Origin of the sequence: Pseudomonas sp. Bc-h, from assembly GCF_002080045.1 — a bacterium.
Taxonomy (GTDB): Bacteria; Pseudomonadota; Gammaproteobacteria; order Pseudomonadales; family Pseudomonadaceae; genus Aquipseudomonas.
Genome location: NZ_MUIN01000013.1, coordinates 213,305 through 229,200 on the forward strand (window position 1 = coordinate 213,305; position 15,896 = coordinate 229,200).

Genomic DNA, 15,896 nt, shown 5'->3' on the forward strand with positions numbered 1-15,896 from the left:
CTTGAATACTCATTTGGGTAAAGGCGATGAACATCCCTTGTTCGAAGGGTCGATGGCCTGTTCTCAGATGGGCAAGCGTCAGTGCGCACCCTGTTCACGGGTTCATGAAACGCTGAGGGTGATCAGCCATTGGCGTACGGCTGGTGTCGTATCTGCCGAATAATCTGTAGCGGTTCAATGCAATCTTGTCGTAAATCCGGTCACGAAGCGCCAGCGGAACGCATTTGGCGCCCCTGAGCAACGGCCAGGGATGGGGCAGACGAGCGAGGATTTCGAACATTGCGTCTGACCGAACGAAAAATCGATCCGTTGCGACCAGCACGATGGTATTGAAATGATCCGTGGGCAGCCCGGCCCACGCCAGCAACTGCTGCCCCTGCGAAGACTGCACCGTAGCCAGCCGGATGCGATGTAAGCGGTCATGGCGAATGATGAATTTCGCCCAGCCATTGCACAGCTTGCACGTGCCATCGAACAGTACGACGGTCTCACCGTCCTTCAAAAGGGGAGCGGGCGAACCGAGCCCGCCAGTCATAGCCACTGCTCCGTCCGCCCGCTCAGAAGGTACATCTACGCTACGCAACCCGCAGTACGACTTTGCCATGAACGTGCTCATTGGCAATGAAGTCCAAGGCCTCGGCGGCTTCGGTCAGATCATAGACCTTCTGAATCTGCACGATGACCTGACCCGTCTCGACCAGCCCGGCAATTTCAGCCAGTTCCCGGCCATCGGGACGCGCGGTGAAGCGAGTGCCGGTTTTACCCTTGGCCTGGGGATGATGCGCATCAGGCATTGTGAGAGTGGACACCAGGCGTCCGCCTTCGCCCAGCACTTGCCATGATCGGGCCTGAGTGTCGCCGCCGATGAGATCGATCACTAGATCGAAATCGCTGCAGATATCCTCGAACTTCTCATTTTTGTAATCGATTGCCCGGTCTACGCCCAGCTCTTCCAGAAACGGCAGGCTTTCTGTGGAAGCTGTCGCATAGACCTGCGCACCTTTTATTCGGGCGAACTGCACCGCAAAGTGACCGACACCTCCTGTGCCACCATGAATCAGGACTTTCTGGCCCTGTTCCAGCTGCCCATGCTCGACCAGCGCTTGCCACGCGGTATGGGCTGCCAATGGAACGCCCGCCGCATGCCGCCAATCCAGAGAGGAGGGGACAATCGCCAGGTGTGCTGCCGGAACGCGAGCGTATTGGGCGTACCCCCCGTCCGCACCGATCATGGCGAATACCCGGTCCCCTGGGCGAAACCCATCAACCTCGAGCCCTACGGCCTCAACAAGGCCCGCAACTTCACGGCCCATCGTGAGAGGAAGCTTGTCCTGCTTGACCTCAGGGTACTGGCCTTGCCTGATTTTGAAGTCGACAGGATTGACGCCGACCGCAAGGTTTCTGACCAGCACTTCGTTGGGTGCGGGGTTCGGGATGTCGACGTCTTTTACGTTCATGACTTCCGGGCCGCCGAAGGTGTCGATTCGTATGGCTTTCATGGGTGAACTCCTTGAAATGCTTTATTCATCGGGTTTGAGTTTGACTTTGATCCACCCCGCCTCATGCAGGTCGAACGCGGCGAAGGCGCTGATCGCATCAGTCAGCGGCTCGCATTGCGTCAGGACTTTTGCCGGATCGACCTTGCCGGCCAGCGTCAGCTCGATCAGTTTGGGGATGTACTTGCGGTGGTGGCAGTTGCCCATGTTCATCCGGATGTTCTTGTTCATCGCCGCACCAATGGGGAAGCTGTCGAACCCCGCTGGGTATACGCCGATAATCGAGAGCGTACCGGCCTTGGCCAAGCCTTCTACTGCCCACTCCAGGGCTTGCGAGGGCGCATCGCCGGGCTGCCATTGCTCATGGCCATGAGGATGGCCGCCGTGGCCGTGGTTGGCATCGATGCCGACTGCATCGATAGCTCTGTCGACGCCGATATCGTCAGTGAGCCGATTGATCGCTTCGACAGGGTCTTGCTCCTCGAAGTTGATGCACTCGGCGCCGAGGTGCCGGGCACGCGCCAGCCGGTCGTTCAGCCCGTCGATGGCAAAGACTCTACCGGCCCCCATCAATTTGGCGCTGATGATTGCGAACAGGCCCACCGGGCCGCAGCCAAACACCGCGACGGTGTCACCGTCTTTGATCTCGGCCATCTCAGCGCCGAACCATGCTGTCGGGAAAATATCCGACATGGCAATTGCCTGATTATCGGTGATGGCCTCGGGCAGTTTTATCAAGCCAATGTTGGCGTAGGGAATGCGCGCTTTTTCGGCTTGCAGACCGTGGAACGGCCCGGTTGCTTTGGGCCCGCCAAAAAACGATGTGCCTGCCTTCTTGCCATTGGGATTGGCCACGTCGCATTGAGCGAAATAACCAGCGCGACAGTAGGCGCAGTTACCGCACGCGATGGTCGAAGGGATCAAAACACGATCACCGACTTCAAGATTGCGCACATCCGCGCCCAGTGCTTCAACGACGCCAACGCCTTCGTGGCCGAGGATAGTTCCGGGCTCCATGTCTGGCGCGCTGCCGCGAATGAAGTGCAAGTCGGTGCCGCAAATCGCCGACGAGGTAATGCGGACGATAGCGTCTGTGGACTGCTGGATCGTAGGCTCGGGGACATCGTCGAGCCTGATGTCGCCGACACCGTGAAATACCACTGCTTTCATGGCGTGCCTCTCCATCTAATTGATGTTTTTAGGTGGAGGCGGTTGGGGCGCACTTGGTTTAACCGGTTTGGCTGCGTTCGGACGGATGGTCAGGGCAGCGATGAAGACCGGGTCGCTGACCTGCCGCCGAACCGCCTCGGATCATTTCTTCTCGTCAGTCTGCTGCATTTGTAAGGATGGCTTGGATTGATCCTTGGCCTTGTCCTGGTTGTGATCATTGTCGAAGCAGCCTTGCAGCGTCAGGACGCAGCACAAGCCCAACAAGCCGATGATTTTTTTCATGGCAAAACTCCTTGATATCATTGATTGGATCACCGGTCTGGCCAGCCGAATGGGTCGTACCTCATGCCAGGTATATCACCGGCGTACTCGACATACCGATGCCCAGGTTTGGTGATAATTCCGAGTTTCTGCTGAAGGCCCTGCTTGCACCGCTCGTCATTTCCGTCGTGGAAATGGTTGAACGACATTTCCAGCTTTCATGACACACGTCTTGTGAGCAGACGAACCTACCGGTTCGTCTCTTGGAGAATCGTCTCTTAAATGGGAGAACATCATGAAAGCTATCGTTTACAACGGGCCACGGGACGTCAGCGTGCAGAACGTTCCCGATGCCAGAATCGAGAAGCCTACTGACGCATTGGTTCGCATCACGACCACCAACATCTGTGGCTCCGACCTGCACATGTACGAAGGGCGCACCTCGATGGAAACCGGACGTGTGTTCGGCCACGAGAACCTGGGTGAGGTTATTGAGGTCGGCTCCGGTGTCGACCGTATCAAGGTGGGCGACCGGGTGTGCCTGCCGTTCAATATTGGCTGCGGATTCTGCGAAAACTGCGAGAAGGGACTGACCGGCTTTTGTCTTACCGCCAATCCGGGCAGTGCTGGCGCGGCCTACGGCTTCGCAGACATGGGCCCGTATCAAGGTGGGCAGGCCGAGATGCTGCGAGTGCCCTATGCCGACTTCAATTGCCTGCTGCTTCCCGAGGATGCCCTGGAGCGTGAAGACGATTACGTGATGCTGTCGGATATCTTTCCAACAGGCTGGCACGCGACCGAACTGGCGGGGCTGCTTCCCGGCGAAAGCATTGCGATCTACGGTGCCGGGCCCGTGGGCCTGATGGCTGCGCACTCAGCCATGATCAAAGGCGCGTCGCAAGTCTTCGTTGTGGACAATCATCCTGACCGGCTGAAGCTTGCAGCCCAGATGGGAGCAACACCCATCAACTCTCTGGAAAAAGAAGCGGTCGATCAGATTCTGAATCTCACCCACGGCAAAGGTACTGATCGCGGTTGCGAATGCGTGGGCTATCAGTGCTGCGACAAGCACGGGCATGAAGCCAATCACCTGACGATGAACAACCTGGTGGCCTCGACGAAAGCCACAGGTGGTATCGGTGTTGTGGGGGTGTTCGTCCCTCAGGATCCGGGCGCGAAGAACGAGCTGGCGAAGGAGGGCAAGATGGCCTTCGACTTCGGTGCTTTCTGGTTCAAAGGCCAACAGATTCGGACCGGACAGGCCAACGTGAAGGCCTACAATCGCAGGCTCGCCGAACTCATCCACCACGGGCGAGCAACGCCATCGCAGATCATTTCCCACCGTCTGAAACTCGATGAAGGCCCCGAGGCCTATAAGCATTTCGATAATCGGGATGAGGGGTGGACGAAAGTCATCCTCAAGCCTGCTGCCTGAAGGCAATGATCGCGGGCTGACGGCCTGGTGCGTCGTGAGCCCGTCTTTTCAAAGTGTTGAAGTGCGGGCGTCAGTGGCGTGCGTCGACTGTATCCCGGTCTCACGCACGCGTTTTTCGGCGCAGCGGCTGTCGTGCTCAAAGCCCAGGATGCCCGGAAATATGCGGGAGAGGCTCAAGGCTTCACTTAGAGCGCAGTAGGCGCAAATAGAGCGAACTTGGGTGCTTGGGGCAGAGTCCACTTTTGAGAGGGGAAAATTTGCCCGATATTCGAGGAGAACAGTGATGAGTGATTATCCGACCCCACCTTTCAAACCTCAGCAACAGCCTGTTCCAGGCGACCAGAGCAGGATGGAGCCATACCCCGATTGCGGCGAAGCCAGTTACAAAGGCTCAGGCCGCATGGCCAACAAAATCGCTTTAATTACCGGGGCCGACAGCGGAATAGGTCGGGCAGTCGCCATCGCTTTCGCCCGCGAAGGCGCTGATGTTGCGATTTCCTACCTCGATGAACACGAAGACGCCAAGGAAACGGCAAGATGGGTCGAGGAAGCAGGCAGGCAGTGCCTGTTGCTGCCGGGCGATCTGGCGAACAAGGCGCATTGCTCGGCGATTGTGAATGAGACTGTCGGCAAATTCGGCCGTATCGACGTGCTGGTAAACAACGCCGCCTTTCAGATGAGCCACGATACGCTGGAAGAAATATCCGACGAGGAATGGGTCAAGACCTTCGAGATCAACATTACGGCGATGTTTCGGATCTGTAAGGCGGCACTGCCGTCGATGGCAGCAGGCAGTTCAATCATCAACACCAGTTCGGTCAACTCCGATGCGCCCAAGCCGACCCTGTTGCCGTATGCGACGACCAAAGGCGCCATTGCCAACTTCACAGCAGGGCTTGCGCAGATGCTGGGGCCGCGCGGTATACGAGTTAACAGCGTCGCCCCTGGCCCGATCTGGACACCGTTGATCGTATCGACAATGCCCGAAGAGGCCGTCAAGACTTTCGGTGAGGAAACGCCGCTGGGAAGACCCGGTCAGCCAGTCGAAGTCGCGCCTATTTATGTGCTGCTCGCATCTGACGAGGGTAGTTACATCTCTGGCTCGCGCTACGCTGTAACGGGCGGCAAGCCAATTCTCTGAGAGGATCGTCCATCCTTATGAACGCACATGACCAGGAGATGCAGGACAGGCGACATCCAGTCGATGAGGACATTGCTCTTCAGCGCCGAATCTGGCGCTTCGAGCGGGTCGGCTGGTACGTACTGGTCGCGGTTGTCCTGCTGACGCTGTGCGGGCTTTTTTCCCATGGGCTGCTCAGCTCCACGACAGTGACTTCCGCGCAGGGCGATCTCACCGTGGAGTACGAGCGATTCCATCGCAACGGAGGCGTTAACACGATGGTCATCCGTAGTCACGCAGAGCCCGGCAAACTCCACACCGTCATCCTCGGAAACGCAATCATGGAGGGCTTCAGCATTGACTCCATTCAACCTCAGCCTGTCAGGTCTGCAGGCACTCGGCAGGGCCTGAGGCTGACGCTCAGTGGCGATGACCATGGTGACAGCACGCTGTACCTGGCCTGGCGCAGTGACGGGTTAGGGCTATTCAAAAGCGCCATCGGTATCGAAGGCGGTGGCGAAGTATCTATCAACCAGTTCATCTATCCGTAGGTACGAAACCATGGATGCGGTCTTGCGGGCAGGTGCCATCTACATAGCGCTGATGGTGCTGTTTCGAATCTCCGGGCGTCGTTCACTGGGGGAGATGACCTCTTTCGATTTCGTGCTGTTGCTGATTATCGGCGAGGCGACGCAGCAAGCGCTGCTGGGGGACGATTTTTCCGTCACCAATGCTGTGCTGGTCATCGTGACCCTGCTGTCTATCGACATTGGCTTTTCCCTCCTCAAAAGGCGATCAAAGCGCATCGGAAAGCTGATCGACGGAGGGCCTACCATAGTGGTGGAAAACGGCACGTTCTTGCGACACCGTATGCACGACGCCAGGGTGGAAGAAGACGACATCATGCAGGCGGCGAGGCTAGGGCAGGGGGTCGAGAGTGTCGACCAAATCAAATTCGCCATCATTGAGCGCAACGGAAAAATCTCCATCATCACCCGGTGAATATGCGTTTTGACAAACTCAACGTTTGAGGCCGACCCGGGTGCGCATCTCGGCAGTGATGGTTTGCCGAGTCTTGCTCAGGTCCGCCCAAGGATCAGCATCCAGTTTCCCGAGCCGCTCGTGAAGGTTGCGGATGTTCCAGACGTTGGCACCTTTTATCTCAAGGAGTTCTTCCTGAAAGATCGGCACCGACACTGGCAAGCCTTCGCGAGTGCGCACTGAATACGCACAGATGGTGGTGGCGCCCAGGCCATTGCGCAGGTAGTCGATGAAAATGCGTCCCACACGATTTTTTGGGCCAGACACCGCAGAGAAACGGTCCGGGAGCAGCTTGGCCATGTGTTTGACGATGGCGTGGCTGAATGACTTCACGGCCTCCCAATCCGCTTTCGGCGTCAGCGGCACGACCACGTGAATGCCTTTGCCGCCGCTGGTTTTCAGAAAGGATTTGAGCCCCAGTTCATCGAGCACGGCCTGGGTCATTTGCGTGGCTTCGACCATGCTTCTCCAGGGCAGCGCGGGATCGGGGTCGAGGTCGAGGATGAACCGGTCCGGCCGCTCCAGATCCTCGGCAAGGGCATTCCACGTGTGCAGCTCCATGGCGCTCATCTGCACCGCGCCAATCAAGGCTTCGAGGTTGTTGATCAACATCACGGGATGGCCGGTGTATTTCTTGCCCATGGTCTCGATGCCAGGAATGGCGAGCCGCTCAGCGTTCTTCTGAAAGAACAGTTCCCCAGTCACGCCCTCAGGCGCTCTGACCAACGCCACAGGCCGCTGAGCCAGTTGCGGAAGCAGCCACTGCGAGACGCCAATATAAAAATCGGCGAGGTCGCGTTTGGTCGCACCACTGACGGGGTCGATCACCCGCTCGGGGTGGGTGAGCCTGATCTTTCCCGATGTGGCGGGCGGCTGAGCCTGGTCTTCAGTAGGCCTCGCCTTTGTGCGCTTCGTAGCCGCTTTCTTTGACGACACAGGCGGGGGAGCAGCACGCTCCTCGGTAATCGACTTTGCGGGTTTGTCGGTGCGCAGGCCGTGAAACACCGCATGCCTCACAGAGCCATCCTTGGTGATCTCGGCGAAGGCCACTTCGGCCAACAGCACCGGCTCCAGCCAGTGAACGCCCTTGGCTTCGAAGCCGGTGGGTGGATTCACAACGGCCGGTTTGCTGGCCTCAAGCCGCACCAGCTGATCGTGAATAGAGCTCAATGTCGTCTCGGTAAAGCCTGTGCCGACTTTGCCCGCATACCGCAGTTCGCCACTGTCTGCGTCATGCAGCCCGAGCAGCAGCGCACCGAATTTGCTGCGTGCCCCCTTGGGTTCGCTGAAGCCGACAACGACAAATTCCTGCCGACGTTTGCATTTCAGTTTGATCCAGTCGCTGCTGCGTCTGGAAACGTAAGCGCTGCCAACCCGTTTGCCAATCAGACCTTCCATTTTCATCTGACAAGCGCTGTTGAGCAGCGCGTCAGGCGCTTCTTCGAAGTCTTCCGAGAACCTGAGGATTTCATCCTCGTTGCCTTCGAGCACCTTGGACAATGCCACCCGGCGTTGTTCGACGGGGGTTTGGCGCAAGTCCATGCCATTGAGGAACGGCATGTCGAACAGGTAATAAACGATATTGCCGCTGCGGCCTGCTTCGAAGGCGTTTTGCAGCGCCTGGAAGTCTGGAACGCCTTCCTCGTTGGCGACCACCATCTCGCCGTCGAGCCAGGCGGATTCAAGACCCAGGCTGGCGAGCGCCTGCGCCTGGCGAGGCAATTTGTGCGTCCAGTCATGGCCGTTGCGGGTAAACAGCTTGACGTCGCCGTTGTCGATTCTGGCCATCACCCTGTAGCCGTCGAACTTGATTTCATAGCGCCAGTCACCCTCGGGCGCCGACTCCACCAGGGTGGCCAGTTCTGGCTTGATACTGGCGGGGAGGGCAGTCGCTTCAGCATTGTCCAGCGTGGCCTTGCCCGGTTTCTTGCGTGGCGCCGGCACGTGCTCGACCGGCTTTGGGGCTACGGCTTCTTCAGGCTTTTTTTTTGCGCCATTGCTGCGCTTGGTCGTCGTCGATTGCTTGCCGGACTTCTTCGGTGCATCGCCAATGCGAATCCAAGTCGGCGCATGATCGCTGGCGTGCTCTTCATCGCGCACCCAGGCATCGACACCGGCTTGCTGCAGGTGGGGTGCGAGCGCCGGATTGAGCAGCAGATGATCGATTCGCAATCCCGAATTGGTCTGCCAGTGCTTACGGAAGTAATCCCAGTAGGTGTAGAGGCGTTCGTCTGGATACAGGTGCCGAAGAGAGTCGAGCCAACCCTGCGCCAACAAGCGCTGATAGCACGCGCGGCTCTCGGGTTGCAGCAGCGCGTCCTTGAGCCAGGACCGGGTGTTGTAGATGTCTTCATCGGTCGGCACGACGTTGTAATCGCCCGCCAGCACCACCGGGTGCTCGCTGGACTGCAAGCTCTCGGCGTGAGCGATCAGGCAGTCGAACCACCTGAGCTTGTACTCGAACTTCGGCCCGGGCTGAGGGTTGCCATTGGGCAGGTACAGACAACCGACGATGACGCCATGAGCGGCTGCTTCCAGATAGCGAGCCTGGGGATCGTCTTCCATACCCGGCAGACCTTTGCGGATGAGCAATGGCTCTGCATCGCGCGCCAGAATCGCCACCCCGTTCCATGAAGTCTGGCCCAGGTGCAGCGAGCCGTAGCCCGCCGCCTTGATGTCTTGGGCAGGGAAGGCCTTGTCCGGCGCCTTGAGTTCCTGAAGGCAAACGATGTCGGGCTGCTCACGCTCCAGCCATTGAAGAAGATTGGGCAATCGAGCCCCGATGCCGTTGACGTTGTAGGTGGCTATTTTCAGGTTCTGCATCCGTCGTTCCATGAAGTGTCCCAAGCCTTCACTTGAGAGGGCTGGCGAACCAATGAGTTCGGGGATTCTTACCTTCGCTGCCTACCGCTGGCGAAATAGACAGAACTGCACCCCCGCTGCGCGCTTCAAAAGGACAGGTCCCGATTGTCGCGACCATAGGAGGTACACATGAACAACCCAGAGCAGGAAGGCGGTAAACCGATCGAACCCTTGGAGCCCGGCAGGCCGGATGTCATGCCCAACCCGCCAACCGGCAGCGAGGAGCTGGGAAAGAATGAAGGCGAACAACCCATCGATGACGATGAGGAAATGTCCACGGAGGAGGACATGAGCGATGTTGACGCGAACAACGCGGTCGGTGGAGAGATACCTGCTCAGCACTGACAGCGGCTCGACGACCCGGCCGTATGCCGGGTCCTTACTCACGCGTTTGACCGGTCAAGAAAACCCTGTGCTATTCACTTGAATTGCAACGCTAATCTTTTGTTTTAAAGAGGGAATTTTTTATTTGTCGAACAATCTTTGGCTTACCGAAACCCTCTTGCCAAGGAGATAAAAGATGGCTCAGGAAAAACACTACCGCATCGACTACCTGCTTAACGGCAGCTACAAGACTTTTTACGTCCGCGCCTCCAACATGGACAACGCTGAGGCCTGGCATTGGGCAACGGTCGATGCGGGCATAGGTCAACTGCCCAAGTACCGAACAGACCCGGTGACCAAGCTCAGCAAGCCGCAAGCGGAGAAACACGGGATCACTGATGTCGAGTGGCGGACAGGCTGAGGACGCTTTGCGCGCCTAATTCTGACGTATACGGCCCGGAAATCCTGTGGCAGGCCCTGCGACGATGTCTCGGACGCGGCCCTAACACGCCAGGGCCGTATACGTTCCATCGATTTCGGCAATATCAATAATTCGTGAAAAAAGTGTGATTATTTTGTGAAAAATTGTTTCCCTCCCCGCACGATTCAAGGCCTGTCCGAGGGCGCTGTGAGGAGATTTACATTGCAACCGACGCACCACGATCTGAAGACCGCCTCCCTGGGCGTACTGTTGAGGCTGGTCTTGGTGGGGGTGGCATTTGCCATGCTCTGGCTCGACATAGCGGTCTACCGAACGGACATCCTCGAGGTCTCGTTCACCGAAATCACCCAGGAGCTGATGCTGTTCGTTTGCGCCATGCTGTTCTGGATGGCTCCCGGGTCTGCGCCGCAGCGAGGGTTCAAGATCCTCGCCGGTGGCTTTTTTGCCTGCCTGTTGATGCGTGAGCTTGACGGCCTGTTCGACCCTATAAGCCATAGCGCCTGGTGCTGGCCGTTCAGCCTGATCGCGCTGATATGCATAGGCCTGGCGTTCAGGCCGGCCAATCGAGCTGACACCTTTCAGGCGCTGGCGGCGTTCACCCGTACACCCGCCTTCGGAGCACTGTCCACTGGCCTGGCAGTGCTGGTTTTTTCGAGAATATTCGGCATGGGTGCGTTATGGCACCTGATTCTCGATGACGGCTATGCGCGGCTTGCCAAGACCACCGTTGAGGAAGGCATCGAGCTGCTGACATACGCCATGTGGACGGCGGCTTCCCTTGAGTATTTCTTTGCACAACGCACTTTGTATGGCCCGACTCGCCAACTCCGCGCCTCGGCGTCTCAACGCGCGATTGTGCAGCGCGGTCATTCACGCACTTGAATGCAGGGTAATCGTGGAGAGCCGTACCGCTGAGCTTGTCCGCCGCTCACTGCCGAATTATCTGGTCACCAATTAGTGCTCCCACGGGCAACGCATTTGCTACACCAAGTGGAGGCCGCCGCTGGTGCCCAAGGGCGGGAAATATCTGGAATCTTCCCCATACACGGCAGTCCACCCTGAACAACAACAAGGAGTTTGCGTCATGGCGATATCACCTCTTGAACTGCGCCACATCATCGAGTGTGGCTTCCTGCCCCTGCAATGCAGATGCTCAATTGATGAGATGAAAAACGTCTCGATCGAACTGGTCGACCCAGCCTCGGGAAAAAACCTGGTCGCGGGCGGCATTCCCATCGCTCAACTGGACACCAGCCGGGCTATCGCGAGTTTGATCGCGGAGCTTAAAAGTCAGCTCGTTTCCAGTCCGCAGGCCCCCGTAAGAAGCACTGCGTAGACAGTGCTGTCTTCATTCCAGCCCCTGAGTGAGCTGAGCAATGAAGCCGCGAATCCATTCGTGCTGCGGTTTGTCCTGCTTGGCGATGTCCCAGACCATGAACGACCGGAAGGACGGAACCGCCAGCGGCACGGGGCAGGTGGTCAACGGCATGTGCTGAGCGAAGGCCCGCGCGGCAAAAGTCGGGATAGTCGCGACCACGTCGCTGCTCAGCAGGGTCGTCAGGGCCCCGGCGAAGTGGGTGAATGAAGCGGTCACTTTGCGCGTGTGGCCGGCTTTTTCGAACAAATCATCGATGAAGCCACGCCTGCCGTCGAAGCAGATGCGCACGTGTTCGGCAGCGAAGTACTCTTCCTGACTCAGGCTTTCCTGGCCACAGGCGCCTGGCCGGAACAGGCAGGAATAGGAGGAAGAGAACAGCACCTGTGACGAGTAATTGGTGCTGAAGTCCTTCGGTTCGCTGCAAATCACCAGATCCATCGCTGGGTCGTGCAGTGCGTTTTTCCACAACGAACTGTTGGTCTGGTGAAAGGCGAAGCGCACCCCCAGTCGCTCCCTGGACACGGCCTCGACCAGCCTGGGCGCGAGGAACGCCTCGATGTCATCGGACATCGCGAGGTTGAAAACGTAGTGGGATTCCTGAGGGGAGAACGCTGCATCTGAACCCAGCAGCGCAGAGACCGTCGACAGCGCCTCGGCAATCATCGGTGCAATCTCAAGCGCACGCCGGGTGGGCTGCATGCCCGCGCTGGTCCGGACAAACAATTCATCGCCGAACTGCTCGCGCAGGCGCCTGAGCGCCGAGCTCACCGCACCCTGGGTGACATGCAGCACGGCCGAGGCCCTCGTCGCGCTGCGCTCGGTCATCAGGCAGTGAAACGTCAGCAGCAGATTCAGGTCGGTGCGAGAGATATTACGTACGTTAATCCGGTTCATATTTCCTAATCGTTTGCGACGAGCCCTGAGCGGTTCCTAGGATGTCCCCCAAAAGAAGAACACGAAACCAACCAAAGGGGCAGTCTTATGAGCGTGGCACAGAAATCGATAAGCAAGGGGCATGCCCCGACCAGGCCGGCGGACCTGGATATCCGCAAACGCGCCATTGCCGTGGGCATCGGCAACTTCATGGAGTGGTTCGATTTCGCGATCTATGGGTATTTTGCGGGCGTGATTGGTGCGTTGTTTTTCCCATCCACCGCTGCCGGCGTCTCGATGTTGTCGTCGCTGGCGGTGTTCGCGGTCGGCTTTCTTTCCCGACCACTCGGCGCCTTGATACTGGGCCCGTTGGGCGACAGGCTCGGGCGCCGCGCGGTGCTGATCGTGACGGTGTTCGGCATGGGGATCTGCACCACGATCATCGGCCTGCTGCCCCCGTATAGCGCAATCGGCATCGCCGCGCCCATCCTGCTCATCGCGTTACGGTTCATTCAGGGGATGATGGTGGGCGGCGAGTGGTCCAGCGCCGGGATCTACATCGTCGAGAGCGCGCCGAACAACCGCAGGGCGACGGCGGCCAGCGTCATCACCGGCACGGCGGGCCTGGCCTTTCTGTTTGGTACCTTCACCGCCGCGCTGCTTTCCTCAGGCCTGACTGACGAACAACTGACGGCCTGGGGATGGCGGGTTCCGTTCGTTGTCTCGATCGTGATGACCGGTGTCGCCGTGTTCATCAGGCGCAAGCTGGGGGACACGCCGGTCTACGAAGAGTTGGTCAAGCAGCGTGCTTCGATGAAGCTGGCAGCGCCGACGCCCGCTGCAAAACGCAAGGCGTTCATCACCACCTATGCGTTCTCCGCCTTGTTCGGCGTGTCGCTGTATTACTTCATCACCTACGCCAACAACCATCTCGTCACCTCTGTCGGCCTGCCCAAGAGCACAGCGCTCTGGCTTTGCAGTATCGCCTTGGTGGTCTATTGCATCGTCAACCCGCTCATTGGCCGCCTGAGCGATGCAATCGGTCGCCGCAAGCTGCTGCTGTTCGCCGCCGCCGGCCTCACGGTCATGGCCTACCCGATCTTCTGGATGCTCAACAGTGGCGACACGACGTTGATCGTGGCCGCGTTACTGATCTTTGGAATTCTGGTCGCGATTACCGCAGTGATGGACGTCGTGCTGCTGGTGGAAGTGTTCCCGGCATCGATCCGCTCCACCGGCGCCGCGCTGGGGCACAACCTGGCGCTCGCCACTCTGGCAGGCCCGGGGCCGTTCATTGCCGCAGCGCTGATCAAGGCCACCGGCGACGCAAACATTCCTGCGCTTTATCTCACGGCAGTCTCGGCGATCTGCTTCGTCGTCCTGCTGGTGATGCTTCCAGAAACCAAAGACAACAACATTTCCGAGTACTAGGAGTATCCGCATGACCCGTGTAGCCGTGATTCAGGCGTCATCCATTCCTTTCGCCCCGGTGGCAAGCGTCGAAAAGGCCTGCGCTATCCTGCACCGCGTCGCCAGTCAGGGCGCGAAACTGGCGGTGTTTCCCGAAGCCTTCATCGGCGGGTACCCCAAAGGCCAGAGCTTTGGCAGTGTGGTCGGCAATCGCAGCACCACCGGCCGAGACCTCTACAACGAATACGTCGAGGGCGCGGTGGCGCTGGACGGACCGGAACTGGCGGTGCTGGCCGACTGTGTCGACGAGCTCAACGTGATGGTGGTCATGGGCATCATCGAGCGCTTCGGCCGCACCCTGTATTGCACCGCAGTCACGTTCATTCCTGGCAAGGGCATTGCCAACTACCATCGCAAACTGATGCCGACCGGACAGGAAAGAATCATCTGGGGCTTTGGCGATGGCTCGACCATTGAAGCCATCGACACGGACATCGGCGTGATCGGCAATGTCATCTGCTGGGAGAACTACATGCCGGCTCTGCGTCAGGCGATGTACGCTCAAGGCGTGCAGTTCTATTGCGCGCCGACCGCCGATGATCGCAAGAGCTGGGGCAGTTCGATGGTGCACATCGCCCTCGAAGGCCGCACCTTCGTGCTCTCGGCGTGCCAGTCCATCAAGCTGGAAGAGTACCCGGAAAGTTATCAGCAGGCGTTTGGCCTGGACTTCAAATCGGACGAGTACGTCATGCGTGGCGGCAGCATGATCGTCAGTCCCATGGGCGAGGTTCTCGCGGGGCCTGTCTACGACTGTGAAACCGAACTGTACGCCGACGTCGACCTGTCGATCCTCAGCAAGTCCAACCTGGATTTCGACGTCTGCGGCCACTACTCACGGCCGGATATCTTCGAATTGAATGTGAATACCAAGGCGATGAAGGCAGTTAATTTCAACTGAGTGCTGCCGTCGATCCAATAGCGCCTGAATGCGATGCCTTGATTGCATTCAGGCGCTATTGCTGACCTCATTCGCTGATGAACTTGTCGCTGACGAACGACGAGTAGTCAGGCAACACGCTTTCGATCTTGCCCTGTTCCTTCAGGAACTCGGCGGTCTTGGCGATGGCGGTCACCGTGCCGCCGCCGAGCAGTTCCGGGGACTTCTGTTCGGCAGCAGTGGGGAAGTGCGAGCCGTCCAGCAGTTCGGGGATGTCGGCTGCGTTCGAACCGGTGAAGCGGGCGATGGTCTTGACCGGTTGCGAGTCTGCCGTCCATTCGGATTTGTGCGCGGTGTAGTCGGCAATCGCTGCCAGGCTGACCTTGGCGAAGTCGGCGACGACCTTTGGATTCTTCTCTGCGAAGTCCTTGCGCGCTACCCACACTTCGAACGTCGGTGCGCCCCATTGGGACACCTGGCCTGCGTCGGTGAGGATCTTGCCGGTCTTGCGGATCTCGCCCAATGCCGGCGACCAGGTGAATGCGCCGTCGATGTCTCCGCGTTTCCACGCGGCGGTGATCTGCATCGGCGTCAGGTTGACGATGGTGACCTGACGAGGATCGATGTTCCAGTGCTTGAGCGCGCCCAACAGACTGTAGTGAGAGGTCGACACGAACGGCACCGCGATCTTCTTGCCGATCAGGTCCTGCGGGTTGGCGATGCCACTGCCATTGCGCACCACCAGCGCTTCGGAGCTCTGGATTTGCGAGGTGACGATGAACGCCACCAGAGGCATGTTGCGCGAAGCGGCAGCGGCCAGCGGGCTCGACCCCAGATTGCCGATCTGCACGTCGCCCGAGGCCATAGCGGCCAGCACCGCAGGGCCTGCATCGAATTGGCGCCAGTCGATCTTGCTGCCGATGGCCTTCTCGTATTCGCCGTCGGCGATGGCGCGCTTCACCGGGTCGATGCCAGTGATGTAGCCAAAGGTGAGGTCAGCGGCCTGCGCCGTCAGCGAAAGCACCAAGGCACCCAGCACGGCACCCGCTCTAAACGTCCTGCTTGTTTTAGTCATTTTTGAACACGCTCAGGGTTGGAAAGTGCGGCGATATCGCATCGAACCGCGTTCTGGGCTTGGAGATTAATG

The 15,896-nt window shown here is 58.8% G+C and carries 17 protein-coding genes; 10 read left to right on the plus strand and 7 right to left on the minus strand.

Annotated elements, in window-relative coordinates; all coding sequences use genetic code 11:
* Nucleotides 1-94: 94 nt before the first annotated feature.
* The 4 genes from BWR59_RS26225 to BWR59_RS32495 form a co-directional block, all read right to left on the minus strand.
* Nucleotides 95-535, minus strand: a complete 441-nt coding sequence (locus BWR59_RS26225; protein ID WP_081568594.1) for a thiol-disulfide oxidoreductase DCC family protein — start codon at nucleotides 533-535, stop codon at nucleotides 95-97.
* Between the two features lie 40 nt (nucleotides 536-575).
* Nucleotides 576-1,499, minus strand: coding sequence for an NADP-dependent oxidoreductase (locus BWR59_RS26230; RefSeq protein ID WP_081568595.1), 924 nt, complete (start codon nucleotides 1,497-1,499; stop codon nucleotides 576-578).
* Nucleotides 1,500-1,520: 21 nt separating this feature from the next.
* The gene (locus tag BWR59_RS26235) at nucleotides 1,521-2,666 is read right to left on the minus strand and encodes a zinc-dependent alcohol dehydrogenase (RefSeq protein ID WP_081568596.1); all 1,146 of its coding nucleotides are present in this window, start codon (nucleotides 2,664-2,666) and stop codon (nucleotides 1,521-1,523) included.
* Nucleotides 2,667-2,807: 141 nt separating this feature from the next.
* Nucleotides 2,808-2,948 carry a hypothetical protein gene (locus BWR59_RS32495; protein WP_168184535.1) on the minus strand — a complete coding sequence of 47 codons (141 nt, stop codon included), beginning with the start codon at nucleotides 2,946-2,948 and terminating at the stop codon, nucleotides 2,808-2,810.
* A gap of 274 nt (nucleotides 2,949-3,222) precedes the next feature.
* Here BWR59_RS32495 and BWR59_RS26240 point away from each other — a divergent pair, with 274 nt between their 5' ends.
* From BWR59_RS26240 to BWR59_RS26255, 4 genes are all read left to right on the plus strand, one after another.
* Nucleotides 3,223-4,362, plus strand: coding sequence for a glutathione-independent formaldehyde dehydrogenase (locus BWR59_RS26240; RefSeq protein ID WP_081568597.1), 1,140 nt, complete (start codon nucleotides 3,223-3,225; stop codon nucleotides 4,360-4,362).
* 283 nt (nucleotides 4,363-4,645) lie between these two features.
* A complete protein-coding gene (locus BWR59_RS26245) occupies nucleotides 4,646-5,503 on the plus strand; it encodes an SDR family oxidoreductase (RefSeq protein ID WP_081568598.1) in 858 nt (285 codons plus the stop codon).
* A 17-nt stretch (nucleotides 5,504-5,520) separates the two neighbouring features.
* A complete protein-coding gene (locus BWR59_RS26250; protein WP_081568599.1) occupies nucleotides 5,521-6,033 on the plus strand; it encodes a hypothetical protein in 513 nt (170 codons plus the stop codon).
* A 10-nt stretch (nucleotides 6,034-6,043) separates the two neighbouring features.
* A complete protein-coding gene (locus tag BWR59_RS26255) occupies nucleotides 6,044-6,484 on the plus strand; it encodes a YetF domain-containing protein (protein WP_081568600.1) in 441 nt (146 codons plus the stop codon).
* An 18-nt stretch (nucleotides 6,485-6,502) separates the two neighbouring features.
* Here BWR59_RS26255 and ligD read toward each other — a convergent pair whose 3' ends face one another.
* The gene (gene ligD / locus BWR59_RS26260) at nucleotides 6,503-9,346 is read right to left on the minus strand and encodes a DNA ligase D (RefSeq protein WP_081568601.1); all 2,844 of its coding nucleotides are present in this window, start codon (nucleotides 9,344-9,346) and stop codon (nucleotides 6,503-6,505) included.
* A gap of 168 nt (nucleotides 9,347-9,514) precedes the next feature.
* On the opposite strand from ligD, the gene BWR59_RS26265 reads away from it, so the two are divergent.
* The 4 genes from BWR59_RS26265 (at nucleotide 9,515) to BWR59_RS26280 (ending at nucleotide 11,487) form a co-directional block, all read left to right on the plus strand.
* Complete coding sequence (locus BWR59_RS26265; protein ID WP_081568602.1) at nucleotides 9,515-9,730, plus strand: hypothetical protein; 216 nt, start codon at nucleotides 9,515-9,517, stop codon at nucleotides 9,728-9,730.
* Nucleotides 9,731-9,905: 175 nt separating this feature from the next.
* Entirely contained in the window at nucleotides 9,906-10,130 is a 225-nt protein-coding gene (locus BWR59_RS26270; RefSeq protein ID WP_081568603.1) for a DUF6555 family protein, read from the plus strand.
* A 222-nt stretch (nucleotides 10,131-10,352) separates the two neighbouring features.
* The gene (locus tag BWR59_RS26275; RefSeq protein WP_081568604.1) at nucleotides 10,353-11,033 is read left to right on the plus strand and encodes a hypothetical protein; all 681 of its coding nucleotides are present in this window, start codon (nucleotides 10,353-10,355) and stop codon (nucleotides 11,031-11,033) included.
* 202 nt (nucleotides 11,034-11,235) lie between these two features.
* Nucleotides 11,236-11,487 (plus strand): DUF1652 domain-containing protein, encoded by a 252-nt coding sequence (locus tag BWR59_RS26280; protein WP_081568605.1) that lies wholly within the window; start codon nucleotides 11,236-11,238, stop codon nucleotides 11,485-11,487.
* A 12-nt stretch (nucleotides 11,488-11,499) separates the two neighbouring features.
* Here the strand turns inward: BWR59_RS26280 and BWR59_RS26285 are convergent, their stop codons facing one another.
* Entirely contained in the window at nucleotides 11,500-12,423 is a 924-nt protein-coding gene (locus tag BWR59_RS26285; protein WP_081568606.1) for a LysR family transcriptional regulator, read from the minus strand.
* Nucleotides 12,424-12,510: 87 nt separating this feature from the next.
* Here BWR59_RS26285 and BWR59_RS26290 point away from each other — a divergent pair, with 87 nt between their 5' ends.
* Together BWR59_RS26290 and BWR59_RS26295 are read left to right on the plus strand one after the other, a co-directional pair.
* Complete coding sequence (locus BWR59_RS26290) at nucleotides 12,511-13,833, plus strand: MFS transporter (protein ID WP_081568607.1); 1,323 nt, start codon at nucleotides 12,511-12,513, stop codon at nucleotides 13,831-13,833.
* 10 nt (nucleotides 13,834-13,843) lie between these two features.
* Nucleotides 13,844-14,770, plus strand: coding sequence for a carbon-nitrogen hydrolase family protein (locus BWR59_RS26295; RefSeq protein ID WP_081568608.1), 927 nt, complete (start codon nucleotides 13,844-13,846; stop codon nucleotides 14,768-14,770).
* Nucleotides 14,771-14,837: 67 nt separating this feature from the next.
* On the opposite strand, the gene tauA is transcribed toward BWR59_RS26295, so the two are convergent.
* Nucleotides 14,838-15,824, minus strand: a complete 987-nt coding sequence (gene tauA / locus BWR59_RS26300; RefSeq protein WP_081568609.1) for a taurine ABC transporter substrate-binding protein — start codon at nucleotides 15,822-15,824, stop codon at nucleotides 14,838-14,840.
* Nucleotides 15,825-15,896: the final 72 nt, after the last annotated feature.